The sequence below is a fragment of the Salinisphaera sp. G21_0 genome (assembly GCF_017744115.1).
Lineage (GTDB): Bacteria > Pseudomonadota > Gammaproteobacteria > Pseudomonadales > Endozoicomonadaceae > Endozoicomonas.
The window spans coordinates 1-15,024 of record NZ_JAGHQW010000008.1; the positions used below are offsets into that span (position 1 = coordinate 1).

14 protein-coding genes are annotated in these 15,024 nt (G+C 49.4%); 10 read left to right on the top strand and 4 right to left on the bottom strand.

The window, feature by feature from the left end; translation table 11 throughout:
- On the bottom strand, nt 1-3,067 hold a 3,067-nt coding region (locus J7439_RS05575), incomplete at its 3' end, for a hypothetical protein (protein WP_209200842.1).
- A 49-nt stretch (nt 3,068-3,116) separates the two neighbouring features.
- Between J7439_RS05575 and J7439_RS05580 the strand changes: the two genes are divergently transcribed.
- Together J7439_RS05580 and J7439_RS05585 are read left to right on the top strand one after the other, a co-directional pair.
- The gene (locus J7439_RS05580) at nt 3,117-3,656 is read left to right on the top strand and encodes a hypothetical protein (protein WP_209200843.1); all 540 of its coding nucleotides are present in this window, start codon (nt 3,117-3,119) and stop codon (nt 3,654-3,656) included.
- Nucleotides 3,657-4,188: 532 nt separating this feature from the next.
- Nucleotides 4,189-4,416, top strand: a complete 228-nt coding sequence (locus J7439_RS05585) for a hypothetical protein (protein WP_209200844.1) — start codon at nt 4,189-4,191, stop codon at nt 4,414-4,416.
- Between the two features lie 88 nt (nt 4,417-4,504).
- Here the strand turns inward: J7439_RS05585 and J7439_RS05590 are convergent, their stop codons facing one another.
- The 3 genes from J7439_RS05590 to J7439_RS05600 all read right to left on the bottom strand — a co-directional run bounded on the left by J7439_RS05590 (nt 4,505) and on the right by J7439_RS05600 (nt 7,329).
- Nucleotides 4,505-6,109: a hypothetical protein gene (locus J7439_RS05590; RefSeq protein ID WP_209200845.1), complete on the bottom strand. Its 1,605-nt coding sequence runs from the start codon at nt 6,107-6,109 to the stop codon at nt 4,505-4,507.
- A gap of 346 nt (nt 6,110-6,455) precedes the next feature.
- Nucleotides 6,456-6,761, bottom strand: a complete 306-nt coding sequence (locus J7439_RS05595) for a hypothetical protein (RefSeq protein ID WP_209200846.1) — start codon at nt 6,759-6,761, stop codon at nt 6,456-6,458.
- 34 nt (nt 6,762-6,795) lie between these two features.
- Nucleotides 6,796-7,329: a DUF2062 domain-containing protein gene (locus J7439_RS05600; protein WP_209200847.1), complete on the bottom strand. Its 534-nt coding sequence runs from the start codon at nt 7,327-7,329 to the stop codon at nt 6,796-6,798.
- Nucleotides 7,330-7,728: 399 nt separating this feature from the next.
- Here J7439_RS05600 and J7439_RS05605 point away from each other — a divergent pair, with 399 nt between their 5' ends.
- The 8 genes from J7439_RS05605 to murB all read left to right on the top strand — a co-directional run bounded on the left by J7439_RS05605 (nt 7,729) and on the right by murB (nt 14,916).
- Entirely contained in the window at nt 7,729-9,936 is a 2,208-nt protein-coding gene (locus tag J7439_RS05605; RefSeq protein WP_209200848.1) for a DNA internalization-related competence protein ComEC/Rec2, read from the top strand.
- A gap of 139 nt (nt 9,937-10,075) precedes the next feature.
- Complete coding sequence (gene pocA / locus J7439_RS05610) at nt 10,076-10,777, top strand: flagellar polar localization protein PocA (protein WP_209200849.1); 702 nt, start codon at nt 10,076-10,078, stop codon at nt 10,775-10,777.
- Nucleotides 10,774-11,202 (top strand): ExbD/TolR family protein, encoded by a 429-nt coding sequence (locus J7439_RS05615; protein WP_163372422.1) that lies wholly within the window; start codon nt 10,774-10,776, stop codon nt 11,200-11,202. The genes pocA and J7439_RS05615 overlap by 4 nt, the downstream gene beginning before the upstream one ends.
- Entirely contained in the window at nt 11,199-12,257 is a 1,059-nt protein-coding gene (lpxK, locus tag J7439_RS05620) for a tetraacyldisaccharide 4'-kinase (protein ID WP_209200850.1), read from the top strand. Before J7439_RS05615 ends, lpxK begins: the two co-directional genes overlap by 4 nt.
- 16 nt (nt 12,258-12,273) lie before the next feature.
- The gene (locus J7439_RS05625) at nt 12,274-12,465 is read left to right on the top strand and encodes a Trm112 family protein (protein ID WP_066015636.1); all 192 of its coding nucleotides are present in this window, start codon (nt 12,274-12,276) and stop codon (nt 12,463-12,465) included.
- Entirely contained in the window at nt 12,465-13,355 is an 891-nt protein-coding gene (gene kdsB, locus J7439_RS05630; protein WP_209200851.1) for a 3-deoxy-manno-octulosonate cytidylyltransferase, read from the top strand. Before J7439_RS05625 ends, kdsB begins: the two co-directional genes overlap by 1 nt.
- Before the next feature lie 5 nt (nt 13,356-13,360).
- A complete protein-coding gene (locus tag J7439_RS05635; RefSeq protein ID WP_209200852.1) occupies nt 13,361-13,852 on the top strand; it encodes a low molecular weight protein-tyrosine-phosphatase in 492 nt (163 codons plus the stop codon).
- Nucleotides 13,853-13,863: 11 nt separating this feature from the next.
- Nucleotides 13,864-14,916 (top strand): UDP-N-acetylmuramate dehydrogenase, encoded by a 1,053-nt coding sequence (murB, locus tag J7439_RS05640; RefSeq protein ID WP_209200853.1) that lies wholly within the window; start codon nt 13,864-13,866, stop codon nt 14,914-14,916.
- Nucleotides 14,917-15,024: the final 108 nt, after the last annotated feature.

Consider the following 15,024-nt stretch of genomic DNA (forward strand, 5'->3'; position numbering starts at 1 on the left):
TTTTTATAAATGCGCCGCTAGCCACCGTACCTAACGCTCCGCCGATGCTACCCACCGCAATTCCGGCCTTGGTTCCCGCACTTAACCCTTGATCGGTGCCACCGGAAGGCTGGCCACCGGACGATTGGGGATCTGCACCAGCGGATGGGTGAGCCAGCAGCGCCGCTCCGGGAACCTCCGGGGCAATAGCATTGATGGCATCGCGCAAAACCATCATTTCCATCGAATATTGAAATTCGTCCAGGCTGGACGGGGCCTGGGCCACCCCGGAAGGACCGGGTACCGGGTTCGGCTGTTCTCCAGCGGTCGCTTTGGCCCGGGCAAGCAGGCTTCGATTGGTTTTGGCCATAATGTGAGCATTCAGTTTTTTGATGGCTTCCGGTACCGGGGTATTATTGGCCAGGGCATCGTCAAGCACACTGATCACTTCCCGCATCTGCATAATCAGTGGATCGGCTGTGGTTACCTCAGTGCTTGAGGGTGGAGGGAGCAGGTCCTGTTCAGTCAGTTTCTGGCTTAATTTCAGTTTCTTAAGCCCATCTACACTGGTCACCTTGTTGATGTATTCTTTGGCCAGGGCCTTCGTGGCCTCTTTGTCGAGGGCTTCAAGTTCCGTTACCGGCTTGGTCAGGATCTGTTTTACCGTTAAAGCCGAGGTGGGAATGGGAGCCATGTCAGCCCACTCGGTTATTTCTGCGTCGGTGGGTTGAACAAAATGCCCGATACCTCTTCCGTTGGCAATCTGCTCTGGCTGAGTCAATCCAATGTCGTATAGCTCAGCCAGTCGTCTCAGTGCGTCCATGGCCCTTGCGACCAACTGATCCATTGAATCGGCGCTGGCCACGTACAAGGAGCTTGCGGTATCAGAAATGGCCAGGGACAGTTGATTATTCACCCTTTGTATGTTTGCAAATAGGATATGTCCGGCACACGGGGAGACGCTGAACAGAACGTTAGCATCTGCCCCTGCCGGTAACTGAGTTGCCTTCGCATTGAACGCTGCAACCATCTTTGACAGCATTGACCGAATTGTAACAAATGGTTCTGGTTGTCCACCATAGACTCCATACGAAAATTGCCCAAGTTCCTGGCCAATTTTAGTAAGGTAATGACTGTCTGTTTTCAGGCCCAGGCTACGCCATAAACCTGCGCGGGAAGCAATCAGATTTTTAGCCGACAATTCCTGTAGCAAGGTCCTGACAAGAGCGGGTAATCGAGCATATCCGGCACCCAGAAAAACAGCATTGACCAGAGCATTTAAAGAGCGGCTAACAGAAATTCCAAAGTGGCTGGCAACGGTCAGTGAAACTACATCCCCCAGACATATGCCTTCCGGTAATTGCCGATCATTCATCATCATTTGCAAAGGGTTCCATGCCAAAGAGAAATCTGTGAGATCTTTTATATTCGTCATAGCTGGCGGATTGGGGGTCCCCAGAGATATCTGTTGGAGACGCTGTATCAGATTACGAACCATGACCCTGAGCGATTGCATCGTGTCTGCATTTCGTGGCAGAGCATTGGCGTTAATAAATGAGAGGACGTTAACTTTAAACACTACTCTGCCAAGTGCCTGATAGTCTTGATTCTGTAGTAAATCAATGGCCTCGTTCTCATATTGATTCAAATAATTGGCCATCCTCAGCGGCTGACGGAGTTGATTGGCAAGAGCTATTGCATCCGGGTCTCCCGCAACGCCACGCTGCACCGTAAGGGTAAATTCTTTGCGCATTGCAGAAAAACCCCGTAAAAACTCCATCAGTTGCGGGACCATGTCGTCTGCGGTAACGGCCTCTTCAGCATCTATCAGCCGGCTGATTCTGATTAAGAAATCCGGCTCCGAAAGGATCATTCTTTTTGAACGATGGTGAGGGGCTACTGTCGTTGTGCTAGTGGCCGAGGTAGGCGCAATTGTGGTGTTGAACTCATGGATAATGTCATCCACCCCGGCTGCTACGATATCGAAATAGTGACGAGCGACATCAGGGAAAGTGGCATTAGGGAAAGTGCCATTAGTGAACGTGCCATTGAGCGTTTGGGCGAAGGCTTCAATGCCCTCGAGCAGCATGTATCCGGCAAAATTCCTGGCACTGTCCTTAACAAAGGTGACTAATTCTGTGAAGTTAAGGGTCGGAAACAGCTGTTGAAAATAAACCAGGTCATTTTCGAACATGCCAAGATTGGTTGATTTGGCCATATCGTCCACTATGGCGGTCAGTTGCTGATCCAGTGTTAAATTGGTAGCGGCCAGCGAACTGGACAGGGCCAGGGTGGTCCTGGCGGGCGCGATGTCGGTGATGCCGCCCAATGAATGCGCCGGGATAATACTGTCAGTCCAGGGGGGCAGGGTATCAACCAGTGAGGGAGTACTGGTGGGTAGTAGTATCGGGGTGTTGGCAATGCTTGCAGAAGCAGACTCCTGAACAGTCGGGCTTGCATAATTAAACGATGTTGTTTTTATGCTAGTCGGGCTTGCATAATTAAACGACGATGAATCCATACCAATCGGGCTGGCAACAACCGAAACAGAACCGGGATTGGCTGTTGTTGACGTTGCCGATGCATTGGCAGCAACAGCGCCCTTGCCGGAACCGGACAGGCTGGACCGGGCTGGGAAAGCCGTGGTGGCATTCATGGCAGTTGCCGAACTGTGCAGCGAAGGCAATGAATGCATACCCGTTGCATGGGTAGAGGCGGTACTCTTCACCGAGCCGGATACCCCCATGGACGTTGCCGAATATTCACCGGTTTCACCCATATCATTGATATTTACACTTGTGGCGGAAGGCCCTGCTGAGCCGGAAGGATGGGAGTGGTGGCTGGAGACGCTGGTTGCCAGGGGGTTGCTGACCGAACCGGACAGACTGGCTGTCCGATGAGCGCCGGTTGCCGTAAAACCGGAGTCCGTCGCTTTGACTGAGCCTGCTGAATCGTGGGTAGTAGCGGTATGTTTAATGGACTCTGATGGACTGAAAGTAGTCTTGTAATCGCTGCTGGATGCGCCAATGGCAGAGGATCTGACCAGGATGGATTTTGCCAGGTGCGCACTGGAGTTTGCAGTTAACATCGATGCCGATGCCTGTACCAAGCCTGTCTCACTGTTTACAGATGGGCTGATGGCAGATGTTGCCGAAGTAGCGTTATTAGAGACACCATCCTTCATTGCCTCCGACTTACTGGCCTTTTCTGTGTGTGTACTGACTGCGCTCGGAGATGTTGATGCTGATTCAGATGTTGATGCTGATACTGATTCAGGCGTTGATGCTGATTCAGATGTTGATGCTGATTCAGATGTTGATGCTGATACTGATTCAGATGTTGATGCTGATACTGATTCAGATGTTGATGCTGATACTGATTCAGATGTTGATGCTGATACTGATTCAGATGTTGATGCTGATACTGATACTGATTCAGACGTTGATGCTGATACTGGTTCAGACGTTGATGCTGATACTGATTCAGACGTTGATGCTGATACTGATTCAGACGTTGATGCTGATACTGATTCAGACGTTGATACTGATGCAGATGCTTTTGCTGGATTTGAATTGCTGGCCGAAGCTGATATTGAGGTTGTGCCAATTATTGAACCGGCTGCGCTTGAATTAATTGACTTTGTTCGACTAAGTAAGTCTGAAGAGCTGGCAAACTGAACCAAATAGCTGGTTTGATACTGGCTACCCAGTGCAGGTGTCGTCTTCCCTGTCTTTTTATTATTAGCCACTTGACGTGAGTGAAACACGCTGGTTGTTTTAGCACGATCATGAGGAAATTTTTTATCATCATCATGAGGGAATTTTTTATCATCATCGTGAGGAAATTTTTTATCATCATCATGAGGAAATTTTTGATCAGGCAGAAAACCTGGATTGGTTGGTTTAACTGGAAATCGAAGATGCATTGTTTAATTAACCCGTCAGTTGACTTTTATTCATTTCAGATTGAGTGAAAAAAATATCCAACTTTACAAAATTTGCAAATATTCGAGAGAGAAAATTATACGGTTCGGGGATGACTAATAAGGATTGTTGATTATTGCTGTTTCCAGGATTTCATAGCTGTAAATCACCAGGCAGAACTGCCCAGCTTCCGGGGTTGCTCAGCAACTTGGTAAAACCAGGCCACCTTTTTTAAAAGCTGATTCCCAGAGAGCCTACCGGGTAAAATAACTGTATTTATATACAAATGAAAAACCCAATGCAGGAGGAAGCCCATGTCCATTACCCCCAAGAGTTGACCGGGACTGAAGCATGTTTACTGATAAGAAAGCCGTTGAAGAACACGATCAATTTTGAGCTGGTCGATGGTATAACATGTATGCTGGAAGCCAATCTCAAGACATCATTCCCAAAGGATCTGACTATTACCCTGTCATCTCTGGGGGTGAAAAGTGGTACGCTGGATGAGGCGTGACTCCATGTATCTTTATTCCCACTTGCGGGGGTGAGTAATGACAAAGGCTGCCAGGCAGCCTGATGCAGGGCTGGTGCTCCGATAATTGCTACTCAGCTAAATTAAACGCTGGTTCCAGAACTAATGGAGCAACATCCAGTTTATTCCAGAACCAGCTTGTACTGTTTGGAATCAGTTTTGGGCGAACAGCATATCGGGCATGATAATTCGCAAAAAAATACTGGAGAAACTCAGGAAGAATATAAACACTGTATGGCTTTGATGGGCATTTTCTCGGCTCATAGCCAAAGGCGTGCCCTTTGATGGCGTTGGTTATCAGTATCATATCATCCGGTTTAAAATGTATCTGGTGGTTAGCCGTTTCTGATCTGATTGTTACCAGAAAGGAGCGGTTCACTTTTCTTGGAAACAGCGTTGCCAGGGCGCGCAGGTTGTGGACTTCATCAGCGAATAGCTGATGCATATCAATAAGGTGCTGGTTTTGATAATGTTCAGCGATGTGAATAACAAAATTTGTCGCTGTATTGCTGATGTTCAATGAATTATCAATCCAGGATAATAAATTGAAAATAATGTTGATGGCTTCCTGTGGTGACACCTCTTCAAGGTCCTGTGTCAGGGAAGGGGCAAATACGGGTAGCACGGCTGCATTATTTTTTCTTAATAGCTCGACTGTTCTGGTTGCCACTGTTTCTCTGGTGGATTGGTGGTTGCCAGAATTAATGCTCGGCAACAGGGGTTCGTCATATAAATAACAGAGCACTTTATAAAACTGTTCTAATGTTTGAATATTGGTGTACGGGTGATCTTTTGCAAATGGGCTGTTACCATGAATGAAAAGATTGGCTTTTAAATCGTATTTTCCGGTATGCACTTCCAGCTGATCGTAAAGCCGCTTTATCTGGTAATAATGTTGATTAACCTGCTGCTGAATTTTTCTGTTGACGGGGTATTCCGGAGAGACATTGGAAAACAGTATTTGAAAATATATCTGGGTTAACAGATTGCTGATCAGGTCGGCAGCTTTCTCGCCATATACGAGGTCTGTTGTTTGCTGGTTTGTTAATAATACGGAGGTATCGGGCAACTGTTGCAGTCTTTCGAACGCCTGCTGAAAGAGTGCCGCCTGCTTGCTTCCATAGCTATGGTGATGCATATCCCTTGCAGCTACAGGATTGTTTTCCAGCAGAAACCAGTTTTTCGCATTCAGGAGTCTTCTGTGGGTATGAAGGTTATGCTCTTGTCCTTCAAGAGCGATGATCTGATTGGCTATATCTGCATTGGCGATAAAGTAAATTCTCTTGCCTTTGTAGGATAACTCGTAATAACCGTGTTTAGTGGTTTTGGCATAATCATTAAGTGCCTTGATATCACGGTAAGAGATGATATACAGATTGTTTATTCGGGATGCTGTCTGAAGTGCCTGTAGCAGGCTGCTTTTTAACACCCATGACAGCATCGGTGATTGTTCATAAAGCCTCTCAATTGAAAACAATGTCTCGGTTAATATGGGGACTGCACGCCTGGCGACGGAATATCTCAGGCTTTTGTTTTGCGGATGTTCAAATTCACAGTAGGCCATTGTTGTGGTTAAAGCGGCAATGGTAATAGCGAGTTTGGTAATCAGCTTAATATAACGAGGGCCTGTATGCTTTTGCTTATGGCTGTCTGTGTGTTTTCTATTAAATAACATTGTTAATGGCTACTTTTACGGGAAATCTGGTCAATTGCATATTTACTTTAAATATTATGATTTTTTATTTTTAAAAATTGATATTTTAAAATTGTATATTGTCAGGGATTTGCTGCTGTCAGGTACTCATAAAACACCGTCAATAAACACTTAGTCTGCTTTTGAGTCATATAGTTCCTCATATTGCTTAAATTGGTTTCAGTTAACCATTCAAAGTTGTTTATAGCCCGGAAGCCAGGGGCTTGATGCGCCAGAGATGATATCTAATTTCAGAGTGATTTTGCTGTCAGTTACCAGCCGTCCGGACGCAGGGTTTACCCGGTTCAAACGGCCTGGCAGGCAGGCTTCAAGGCGTTTCCTGAAGGTATTGGCTTGGGTCAATGTAGAGACCAAGGGAGCGCTTATCAATGCGCTTTTCCTTATTTTCAGTCTTGCCGACTTCCTGATATCTGAAGACCACCGTATCACCAATGTTGACATCCAGCTGCTTATCTGCGGACAGATATTTGTAATCCTCACCAGCAACCGTCAGGGTATGGATATAGTAATCCGGCATCCCCAGCCAGTCGCTGTGAGGGCCATCGGTGCTGACGGCTTCAAGCAGACCACGACCTTCCAGTTTTGGCTGGCGTTTTTGAAAACTTCTTTGCATGGGGCTGTTATCTCTAGAGACTTTTGAATAGCGGTTAGTTGAAAGGATCGGGTCGGGAGCGACGTTTGTTTCTCTGGCGCCAGTGGATGACAACATTCCAGCGCCAGGCTGCCCGAATCAGCAGGTAACTGATAAAGCCGAGCACAACGCCTGATACCAGCGATCCCAGATAAAGAGGCTTCCACACACGGGCAAGTCCGGCACCCAGACCTTGTACGGTGAGTTCAAAGGAAGCTTCACTTACCGGTGTCTGAAGGATAAAACAGCCAATTTTGTATGTAAAATAGAATATGGCAGGCATGGTCAATGGGTTGGTAATCCAGACCAGTGCGACAGAAAGAGGCAGATTGCACCGGAAAACAATGGCCAGACATGCCGCCAGAATCATTTGGAAAGGCATGGGAATAAAGGCAACAAATATGCCGACAAAAAATGCGGCAGCAGCGGAACGGCGATTCAGTTGCCACAGGTTTGCATCATATAATGCAGAACCCAGAAACCGCAGGTGGCGATGTTCCTTGATGGTTTTTGGTTCCGGCAAATACCTTTTAATCAGTTTTTTCGCCATATCCTTTCACTATCTTTCCGCTATCATGACGTCAACTCATTATGCTCTGAGCTTTGACTTTAGTTCATGGTTTGCAGAGGTTGCCAGTTTTCCAGTATGAAAGTCTTGCCAGCTGTTTTCCCCCGATTCGGGATTGGCTTTTCCAGACTGAAATTCATCTATGCTTGCTGATTTTCATCGGCCATGACATGCCACTTTTCAAATAAAGAATGGTTGATTATGCCACGGCGCAATGACGGTCATTCAAGGCAGAACAGTGCCTTGAATGAGGTAAAGCCTTGGATTATGCACTGAAATGGTAGGCAAGACTACGTGGATAACACGCACACGACCATAAAACCGGTAAGAGGATTACTTATATTCGTACTTGCCAGTGGGTTTGTTTCATTGACATTTGGCATGTCAGTACTGCTTTCGATCAGCCTGCCGCTGTTCATTCTGTTTTTGTGGGGATTATCTTCAGCAAGAGCTTCCCGAGTCCGCTGGTGGCTGCTGCCTCTGCTGGCGGGTACTCTCGTCAGCTCATGGTATGCAACGCATTATGCTGTCAATCGCCTTGATGGCTATATACATGGGCGGGATATCAATATCGAAGGAAAGATTGCCAGTCTGCCGGTGATAAACGGCATGGCAGCCCGCTTTGATTTCACAGTCAGTCATGCAGGGTCTGGTCTATACGCCAAAAAGGTCAGGCTGAGCTGGTATGAACCGCCGGATTTGCAGGCTGGAGAGACCTGGCGGTTAACGGTGAGGTTGCGACAGCCCCATGGTTTTGCAAGCCCGGGTGCGTTTGATTATGAGGCCTGGGCGCTGCGTCAGGGGATACAGGCCACGGGGTACGTGAAGTCCGGATCACTGCTCGATAATAATGTTACCGGTATTTACCGGCTTCATCAGGTAAGGGCGCTGTTAAGACAGTGGTTGTACTCCACGGTATCTGATGACAACAGAGGGGTTTTCTCGGCACTGCTGCTGGGTGATAAAACAACGATCAACACCCAGCAATGGCAGGTGTTGAATGAGACGGGAACCACCCATTTGATGGTGATCTCCGGCCTGCATATCGGTCTTATGGCCTGGTTGGGCTTCTCCCTTGCCACCATTGTTGGGCGATTGGGGGGAATTCCACTTCGAAGAGTACCCTTACCCGTGGTCAAGGCGCTGACAGGCATGCTGTTTGCGTTGTTCTATGCCCTGTTGGCCGGGTTCAGTGTGCCGGTGCAACGGGCCCTGGTGATGACATTTGCTGCATTACTGGCACCCTTGCTGGGTATCAGGGCCTCTCCCGCAACACTTTGGTTGTTGGCTTTGGCGGCAGTGCTTGCCATTGACCCCCTGGCCATAACCAGCAATGGATTCTGGTACTCGTTTATTGCCGCAGGCGCACTGCTGTTTGGTATGGTTGGTCGAAGGGAGAGGGCTGGCTGGCCGGTAACCCTGTTTAAGCCACAATGGCTGGTGTTTGCCCTGTTGACGCCTTTGCTGCTGTTTAATGGTCAGCCGGTATCACCACTGTCTCCCCTGGTGAATCTGCTGGCCATCCCATTAATTGGCATTGCCGTCGTTCCCTTACTGCTGTTCAGTGCCATTGTGCAGTTTGTGTTGCCTGAGACTGCCGGTTTCATTATGACCGGGCTGGATTATCTGGTGACAGGGTTTCAATGGGGACTGCAGTGGGTGTCCGGTTTGATGGTGCTTATTCCACCACAGCAGGCTCTGACCTGGCTTAACCTGTTGTTCGCTGTTGCCGGTATGCTGTTGCTGATTGCCCCGGCAACTCTGCGTTTGCGCTGGCTTGCCCCGGTGATGCTGGTGCCTTCGTTGTTCCCGAAAACACCTGAGATGCCGGCAGGTCAGGCTGAGATCACTGTTTTGGATGTAGGGCAAGGGTTGTCTGTGTTTATCAGAACACGTCAGCACCTTCTGGTATACGACACCGGTGATAGATTCTCGGAAAAATTGTCAGCGGCAGAGAGCGTGATTCTTCCGGCGCTGTCCAAATCCGGTGTGGCCCAAATTGATCGCATTATCATTTCTCATGGTGATCAGGATCATTCAGGTGGTTTGCCATCACTGTTGTCCAGATACCCGAATGTACCGGTTATCAGTGGTACCAGGCTGCCCGATTTTGAGCAAGACTGGGTGAAATGCCAATCCGGAGATCATTGGGAGTGGGATGGGGTTTATTTTCAGGTGTTGGCCGGTGGTGAATATCGGCGCAGTAATGATGCGTCCTGTGTTCTGAAAGTGACAGCAGGGTCAGATAGCCTTTTACTGCCCGGAGACATTAGTGGACGGGTTGAGAAACGTTTAATAGAGGAGGGCGCTGATCTTAAATCCAGTGTGCTGGTGGCCGCTCACCATGGTAGTCGGTTTTCCAGTAGTTCTGACTTTCTCTCTGCGGTTCAGCCCGGGGCGGTTATTTTTTCCTCCGGCTTTGCCAATCGCTTCGGTCATCCGGCTGCTGAAACAGTGGCTCGTGCGCAAAACTCGGGGGCAAAAACCTTCAATACCGCTGCAGATGGCTCACTTTCTTTTGCGCTCGGTAGCGGTGATCCCAGGGTTTCAGCCTACCGCAAAACCCGCGCCCGCTACTGGTGGCGCTAATGCAATCTCACAGCGATCAGTTACTGCTTAAATGGCGCTAATCTCTGTGATACAGTCATAACGGTTACCTTGGGAACTGATATGCCTGACATTAACTGTGCCAGATATCATGAATTTGTCATTATAAGGGAAGATTATTGTGTTCGAACTGGTGAAATCCGGTGGTTGGCTGATGGTGCCTATCCTGTTGTCTTCAGTCATTGCCATGGCAATCATCTTCGAGCGGCTCTGGACGTTGAGACCCTCACGCATTGCACCGAAAAATACCCTTTCTCAAGTATGGAGGTGGATCAAAAGTAATGGATTGGACAATCGCAAGCTTGACCAGCTGAAAGCCGGGTCGCCCCTGGGAGAGATTCTGGCGGCTGGTCTGACCAATGCCCGCAGTGGCCGGGAAATCATGAAGGAGAGTATTGAAGAACAGGCTGGCAAGGTGATCCATGACCTTGAACGTTATCTCAATACCCTGGGGACCATTGCCGCAATTGCTCCGCTGCTGGGCTTGCTGGGAACTGTGATCGGTATGATTGATGTCTTTACTGTGCTGATGGTTGAAGGCACCGGTAATGCCGGTGTTCTTGCTGGCGGGATTTCCAAGGCACTCATTACCACAGCAGCCGGTCTTACCGTGGCTATCCCGGCCCTGATTTTTCACCGCTATTTTACCCGGCGCATTGATGAGCTGGTGGTTGCCATGGAGCAGGATGCCATCAAGCTGGTGGAAGTGCTGCAGGGTGACCGCAAGGGCTCTTCATCAGCTAACGGCTCTTCATCAGCTAACGGCTCTTCATCCGCTCCGGGCTCATCATCCGCTCTGGGCAGTGAGGCCAGGAAAAAATGAACTTTCGACGACAGATAAATCAGGAAGAGGTGTCGATCAACCTGACGCCTCTGATTGATGTGGTATTCCTGCTGCTGATTTTCTTTATGGTCTCAACCACCTTCACCAAGGAGACGCATCTGGCCATTGACTTGCCGGAATCCTCCGGAGAGGTGTTGCAGCAGCAGCCAAAGCAGATTGAGATCATCATCAGCAAGTCTGGAGATTTTGCCGTTGACGGTCAGGGGCTGGTCAATGGTCAGCTGGATACACTCAAGCGGGCACTGGGCAAAGTAAGCCAGGGAGACAGCAAGATCCCCCTGATTATTACTGCTGACGCCAATACGCCTTATCAGGCGGTTGTTACGGCAATGGATGCTGCCGGGCAGCTGGGTTTTACCAACCTGAGCATGACCACCCGAAAAGATACCGAGTCTGATCAGTGAAGCTCTGGCCCCGTTTCAGCCAGTCGGTCACAGACTCCTGGTATTCTCCTTCCGGTGGCTGGACCCGCTGTCTCAAGCCACTTAGTTGGTTATTTTCCTTTCTGGCTGCGAGAAGAAAGCAGCGTTTACTGCAGACAGCACGGTGGTCTTCGCCTGTGCCGGTCATTGTGGTGGGTAATATTTCGGTCGGTGGAACCGGCAAAACCCCTTTGGTTGCCGCCCTTGTGCGTGAATTTCAGCGAAGGGGCTACCGGCCGGGGATTATCAGTCGTGGATTTGGTGCGAAAACCGGAGGTATGCCCCTGTCGGTCCGGCCGGATTCAGACCCGGCAAAGGCCGGGGATGAGCCGGTTATGCTCGCCCGACAGCTGCATGTCCCTTTGATTGTTGACGTTGATCGTGTAAAGGCGGCCCGCTATCTCTGTGATCAGACAGACTGCAATCTGATCATCGCAGATGATGGATTGCAGCACTATAATCTGCAACGGCATATTGAAGTATTGGTTCTGGATGGTGACCGGTTGCTTGGCAACCAATTGTGTCTGCCCGCAGGCCCGCTTCGGGAACCACCGGAAAGAATGAGCCAGGTGGATATGATTCTGGTCAACACCAACAATGCTTCTGTGTCAGCGAAGGCTGAGGAAGTAGAAAGTTCCCTTGGGCTGACGACGCTGGAGCGGGAAAAACTGTACTGTTTTTCCCTTGAACCTTCGGCACTGGTCAGTATGGTCGGTATTTCGCAACAAATTCCCGATAAAAGCAGGGTTCATGGTGTTGCAGGAATTGGTAATCCGGAGCGTTTTTTTAATACACTGCGCTCTTTGGGATACGATGTTATTGGGCATCCTTATCCGGATCACCACTTATTTGCACCGGAAGATATCTGTTTTAACGACGATCTTCCGGTAATTATGACCGCCAAGGATGCCGTTAAATGCAGTGCTTTTGCCGATTACAGACACTGGTATCTGCCGGTGACGACCCGTGTATCGGGCTCATGTATTGAGCAGCTGGTGGCAATGATTGAAGCCCGTAAGCCGGTATTTGCTGGCTGATGGCTGAGGAACAATGATGGATAAAACGCTGTTTGAAATTCTGGCCTGCCCACTGTGTAAAGGGGAAGTGCGGCCAAATAAAGAGCGTCAGGAACTGGTTTGCAGACCCTGTGGTCTTGCTTATCCGGTTCGTGACGGTATTCCTGTCATGCTCGAAGGTGAGGCGCGCACATTGACCGTTGATGAACGTTTGGATGAGGCGTCCTGATGGCACAAGGCTTTTTATCGACTGAGGGCTTTTTATCGGCTGAGGGCTTTTTATCGGCTGAGGGCTCTCCCTCTGGTGAAGGCTCTGACTTCACCGTTGTAATACCTGCCCGATTTGCTTCCAGTCGTTTGCCGGGCAAGCCACTGGCTGATATTGCGGGCAAGCCTATGGTGCAGCATGTTTATGAGCGGGCACTGGCCAGTGCCGCCAGGAAGGTCATCATTGCCACGGATGATGAGCGTATTCTGAAGGTGGCTGAAGGTTTTGGCGCAGAGGTATGCATGACGCTGCCGGGACATCCTTCTGGCACTGACCGGTTGCAGGAAGTGGCCAGAATCTATGGTCTGAAGGATGATGAAATCATTGTCAATGTGCAGGGTGATGAACCTCTGATCCCCCCCTCTGTGATCAATCAGGTGGCCAGAAATCTGCAGCTGTCGTCTGAGGCCGGGGCTGCTACGTTATCCAGCCCATTGACCCGGGTGGAGCAGATTTTTGATCCCGGTATTGTCAAAGTGGTTGCTGATGCCCGGGGATATGCGCTTTATTTCAGTCGTGCACCCATTCCCTGGGCGAGGGACGATTTTGCCACGGAAGAAAAGAGAGTGTCGGCAGATGCCTGCTTTCAGCGTCACATTGGCATCTATGCCTATCGGGTTGGACTCCTGAATCATTATGTGACCTGGGGTGTCAGTCCGATTGAGAGCATGGAGTCTCTTGAGCAGCTTCGACTGATGTGGCATGGCTATCGGATTCATGTGGCTGAAGCGGTGGCAACGCCGCCCCATGGTGTCGATACGGAACAGGATCTGCTGGCAGTTCGTGCATTGCTTGAAAGAGAGCAGGAACTGGACAGCCCTGAGCCCAATGAAACAACGGTCAGAGCATAAACAGAATGACAAAAGTACTGTTCGTCTGTCTGGGAAATATCTGTCGGTCACCCACTGCCCATGGTGTGTTTGCCTATCAAGTGGCGGAAGCAGGCTTGTCAGACTGTATCAGAGTTGATTCAGCGGGCACCAGTGGCTGGCATGATGGCGGGTTACCAGACAGCCGTTCCATGCAGCAGGCTGCGGATCACGGTTATGATCTTTCATTTATTCGCTCCCGCAAGGTTACCTCTGCTGATTTTGTTGAGCAGGATTATATTCTGGCTATGGACAGAGAGAACCTGAAGAACCTGCAAAAGATCTGCCCGCAGGAACATGCCTATAAGTTGAAGCTTTTTCTTGATTTTGCTGACCTGCCAGTCTCTGAAGTTCCGGATCCATACTACGGTGGTAACGAAGGGTTTGAGCGGGTACTTAATCTGGTTGAGCTGGGTGGGGTTGCGTTGCTGGATCATTTGCAGAAAACCCATAAGTATTTTGTCTCCAATTTCTATTGAATCAACTATTAATGAACTTCCCGGTTAAGATTTGCGACAACTATTCCCTGGTGGAGAGAAATACCCTGGGTTTGCCGTCTACTGCCAGATACTACGCTGAGGCAAATACGGTTGCTGAATTGCAGTCGGCACTGGCTTTTGCCAGGCAAAAGCAGTTGCCGGTTATTCCCCTGGGCGGTGGCAGTAATGTAGTGCTTGGTGATTTTCTTGATGCCCTGGTTGTGCACGTTAATCTCAAGGGAAAAACGGTGTTGAGTCGTGATCAGGATTGTGTTCGGGTCAGGGCCGAGGCGGGAGAGAACTGGCATGAGTTTGTTTTATGGTCTCTGGATCATCAGGCCTATGGGTTGGAAAACCTCTCCTTGATACCGGGTAATGTTGGTGCTGCACCTATCCAGAATATTGGTGCCTATGGTGTTGAGTTGACGGATTCTTTCGTTTCGCTGGAGGCGATGAACCTGGAATCCGGGCAGGTTGAGTATTTTGACCGGCAAAGTTGCCGCTTTGGTTATCGCGATTCGGTATTCAAAAGGGAAAAGCGTGATCAGTACATTATTGTCGCTGTGACCCTGGATCTTGATGCAACATTAAAACCCAATCTGGGCTATGGCCAGTTAGGTGATCTGCTTGCCAGACGCCTGGGCGATCAGGCTCCCTCCGCAGTGGATATCAGTCGGGCTGTTTGTGATATTCGCCGGGAAAAGTTGCCGGATCCATCTGAGGTGGGTAACGCTGGCAGCTTTTTCAAAAACCCGGAGGTATCACAGTCAGAGATGGATCGCCTGAAGCAGGAATATCCGAATATCGTCGCTTATCCCCTTGGGCAGAACTGGAAACTGGCCGCTGGTTGGCTGATTGATCAGACCGGGCTGAAAGGGAAGCGTGACGGTTGTGTGGGGACATACCAGAAACAGGCTCTTGTTCTGGTGAATCACGGAGGAGCCACTGGTCGGGATGTACTGTCTTTCTCCAGGCAGGTTCAGCAGAAAGTAAATGAAAAGTTTGGTGTTCAGCTGGAAAGAGAGCCGCGGCTTTATCTGGATGATGACAGAACACCCCTGTGAATCTAAGGATGCAGATTTGTGAGATGGGAGATGATTCTACGTTGCACTGATAGTAATAAACCAGAAGTCCCATGAGTTGTCCGGGACTCCTGACTGACTAGTGTTTCA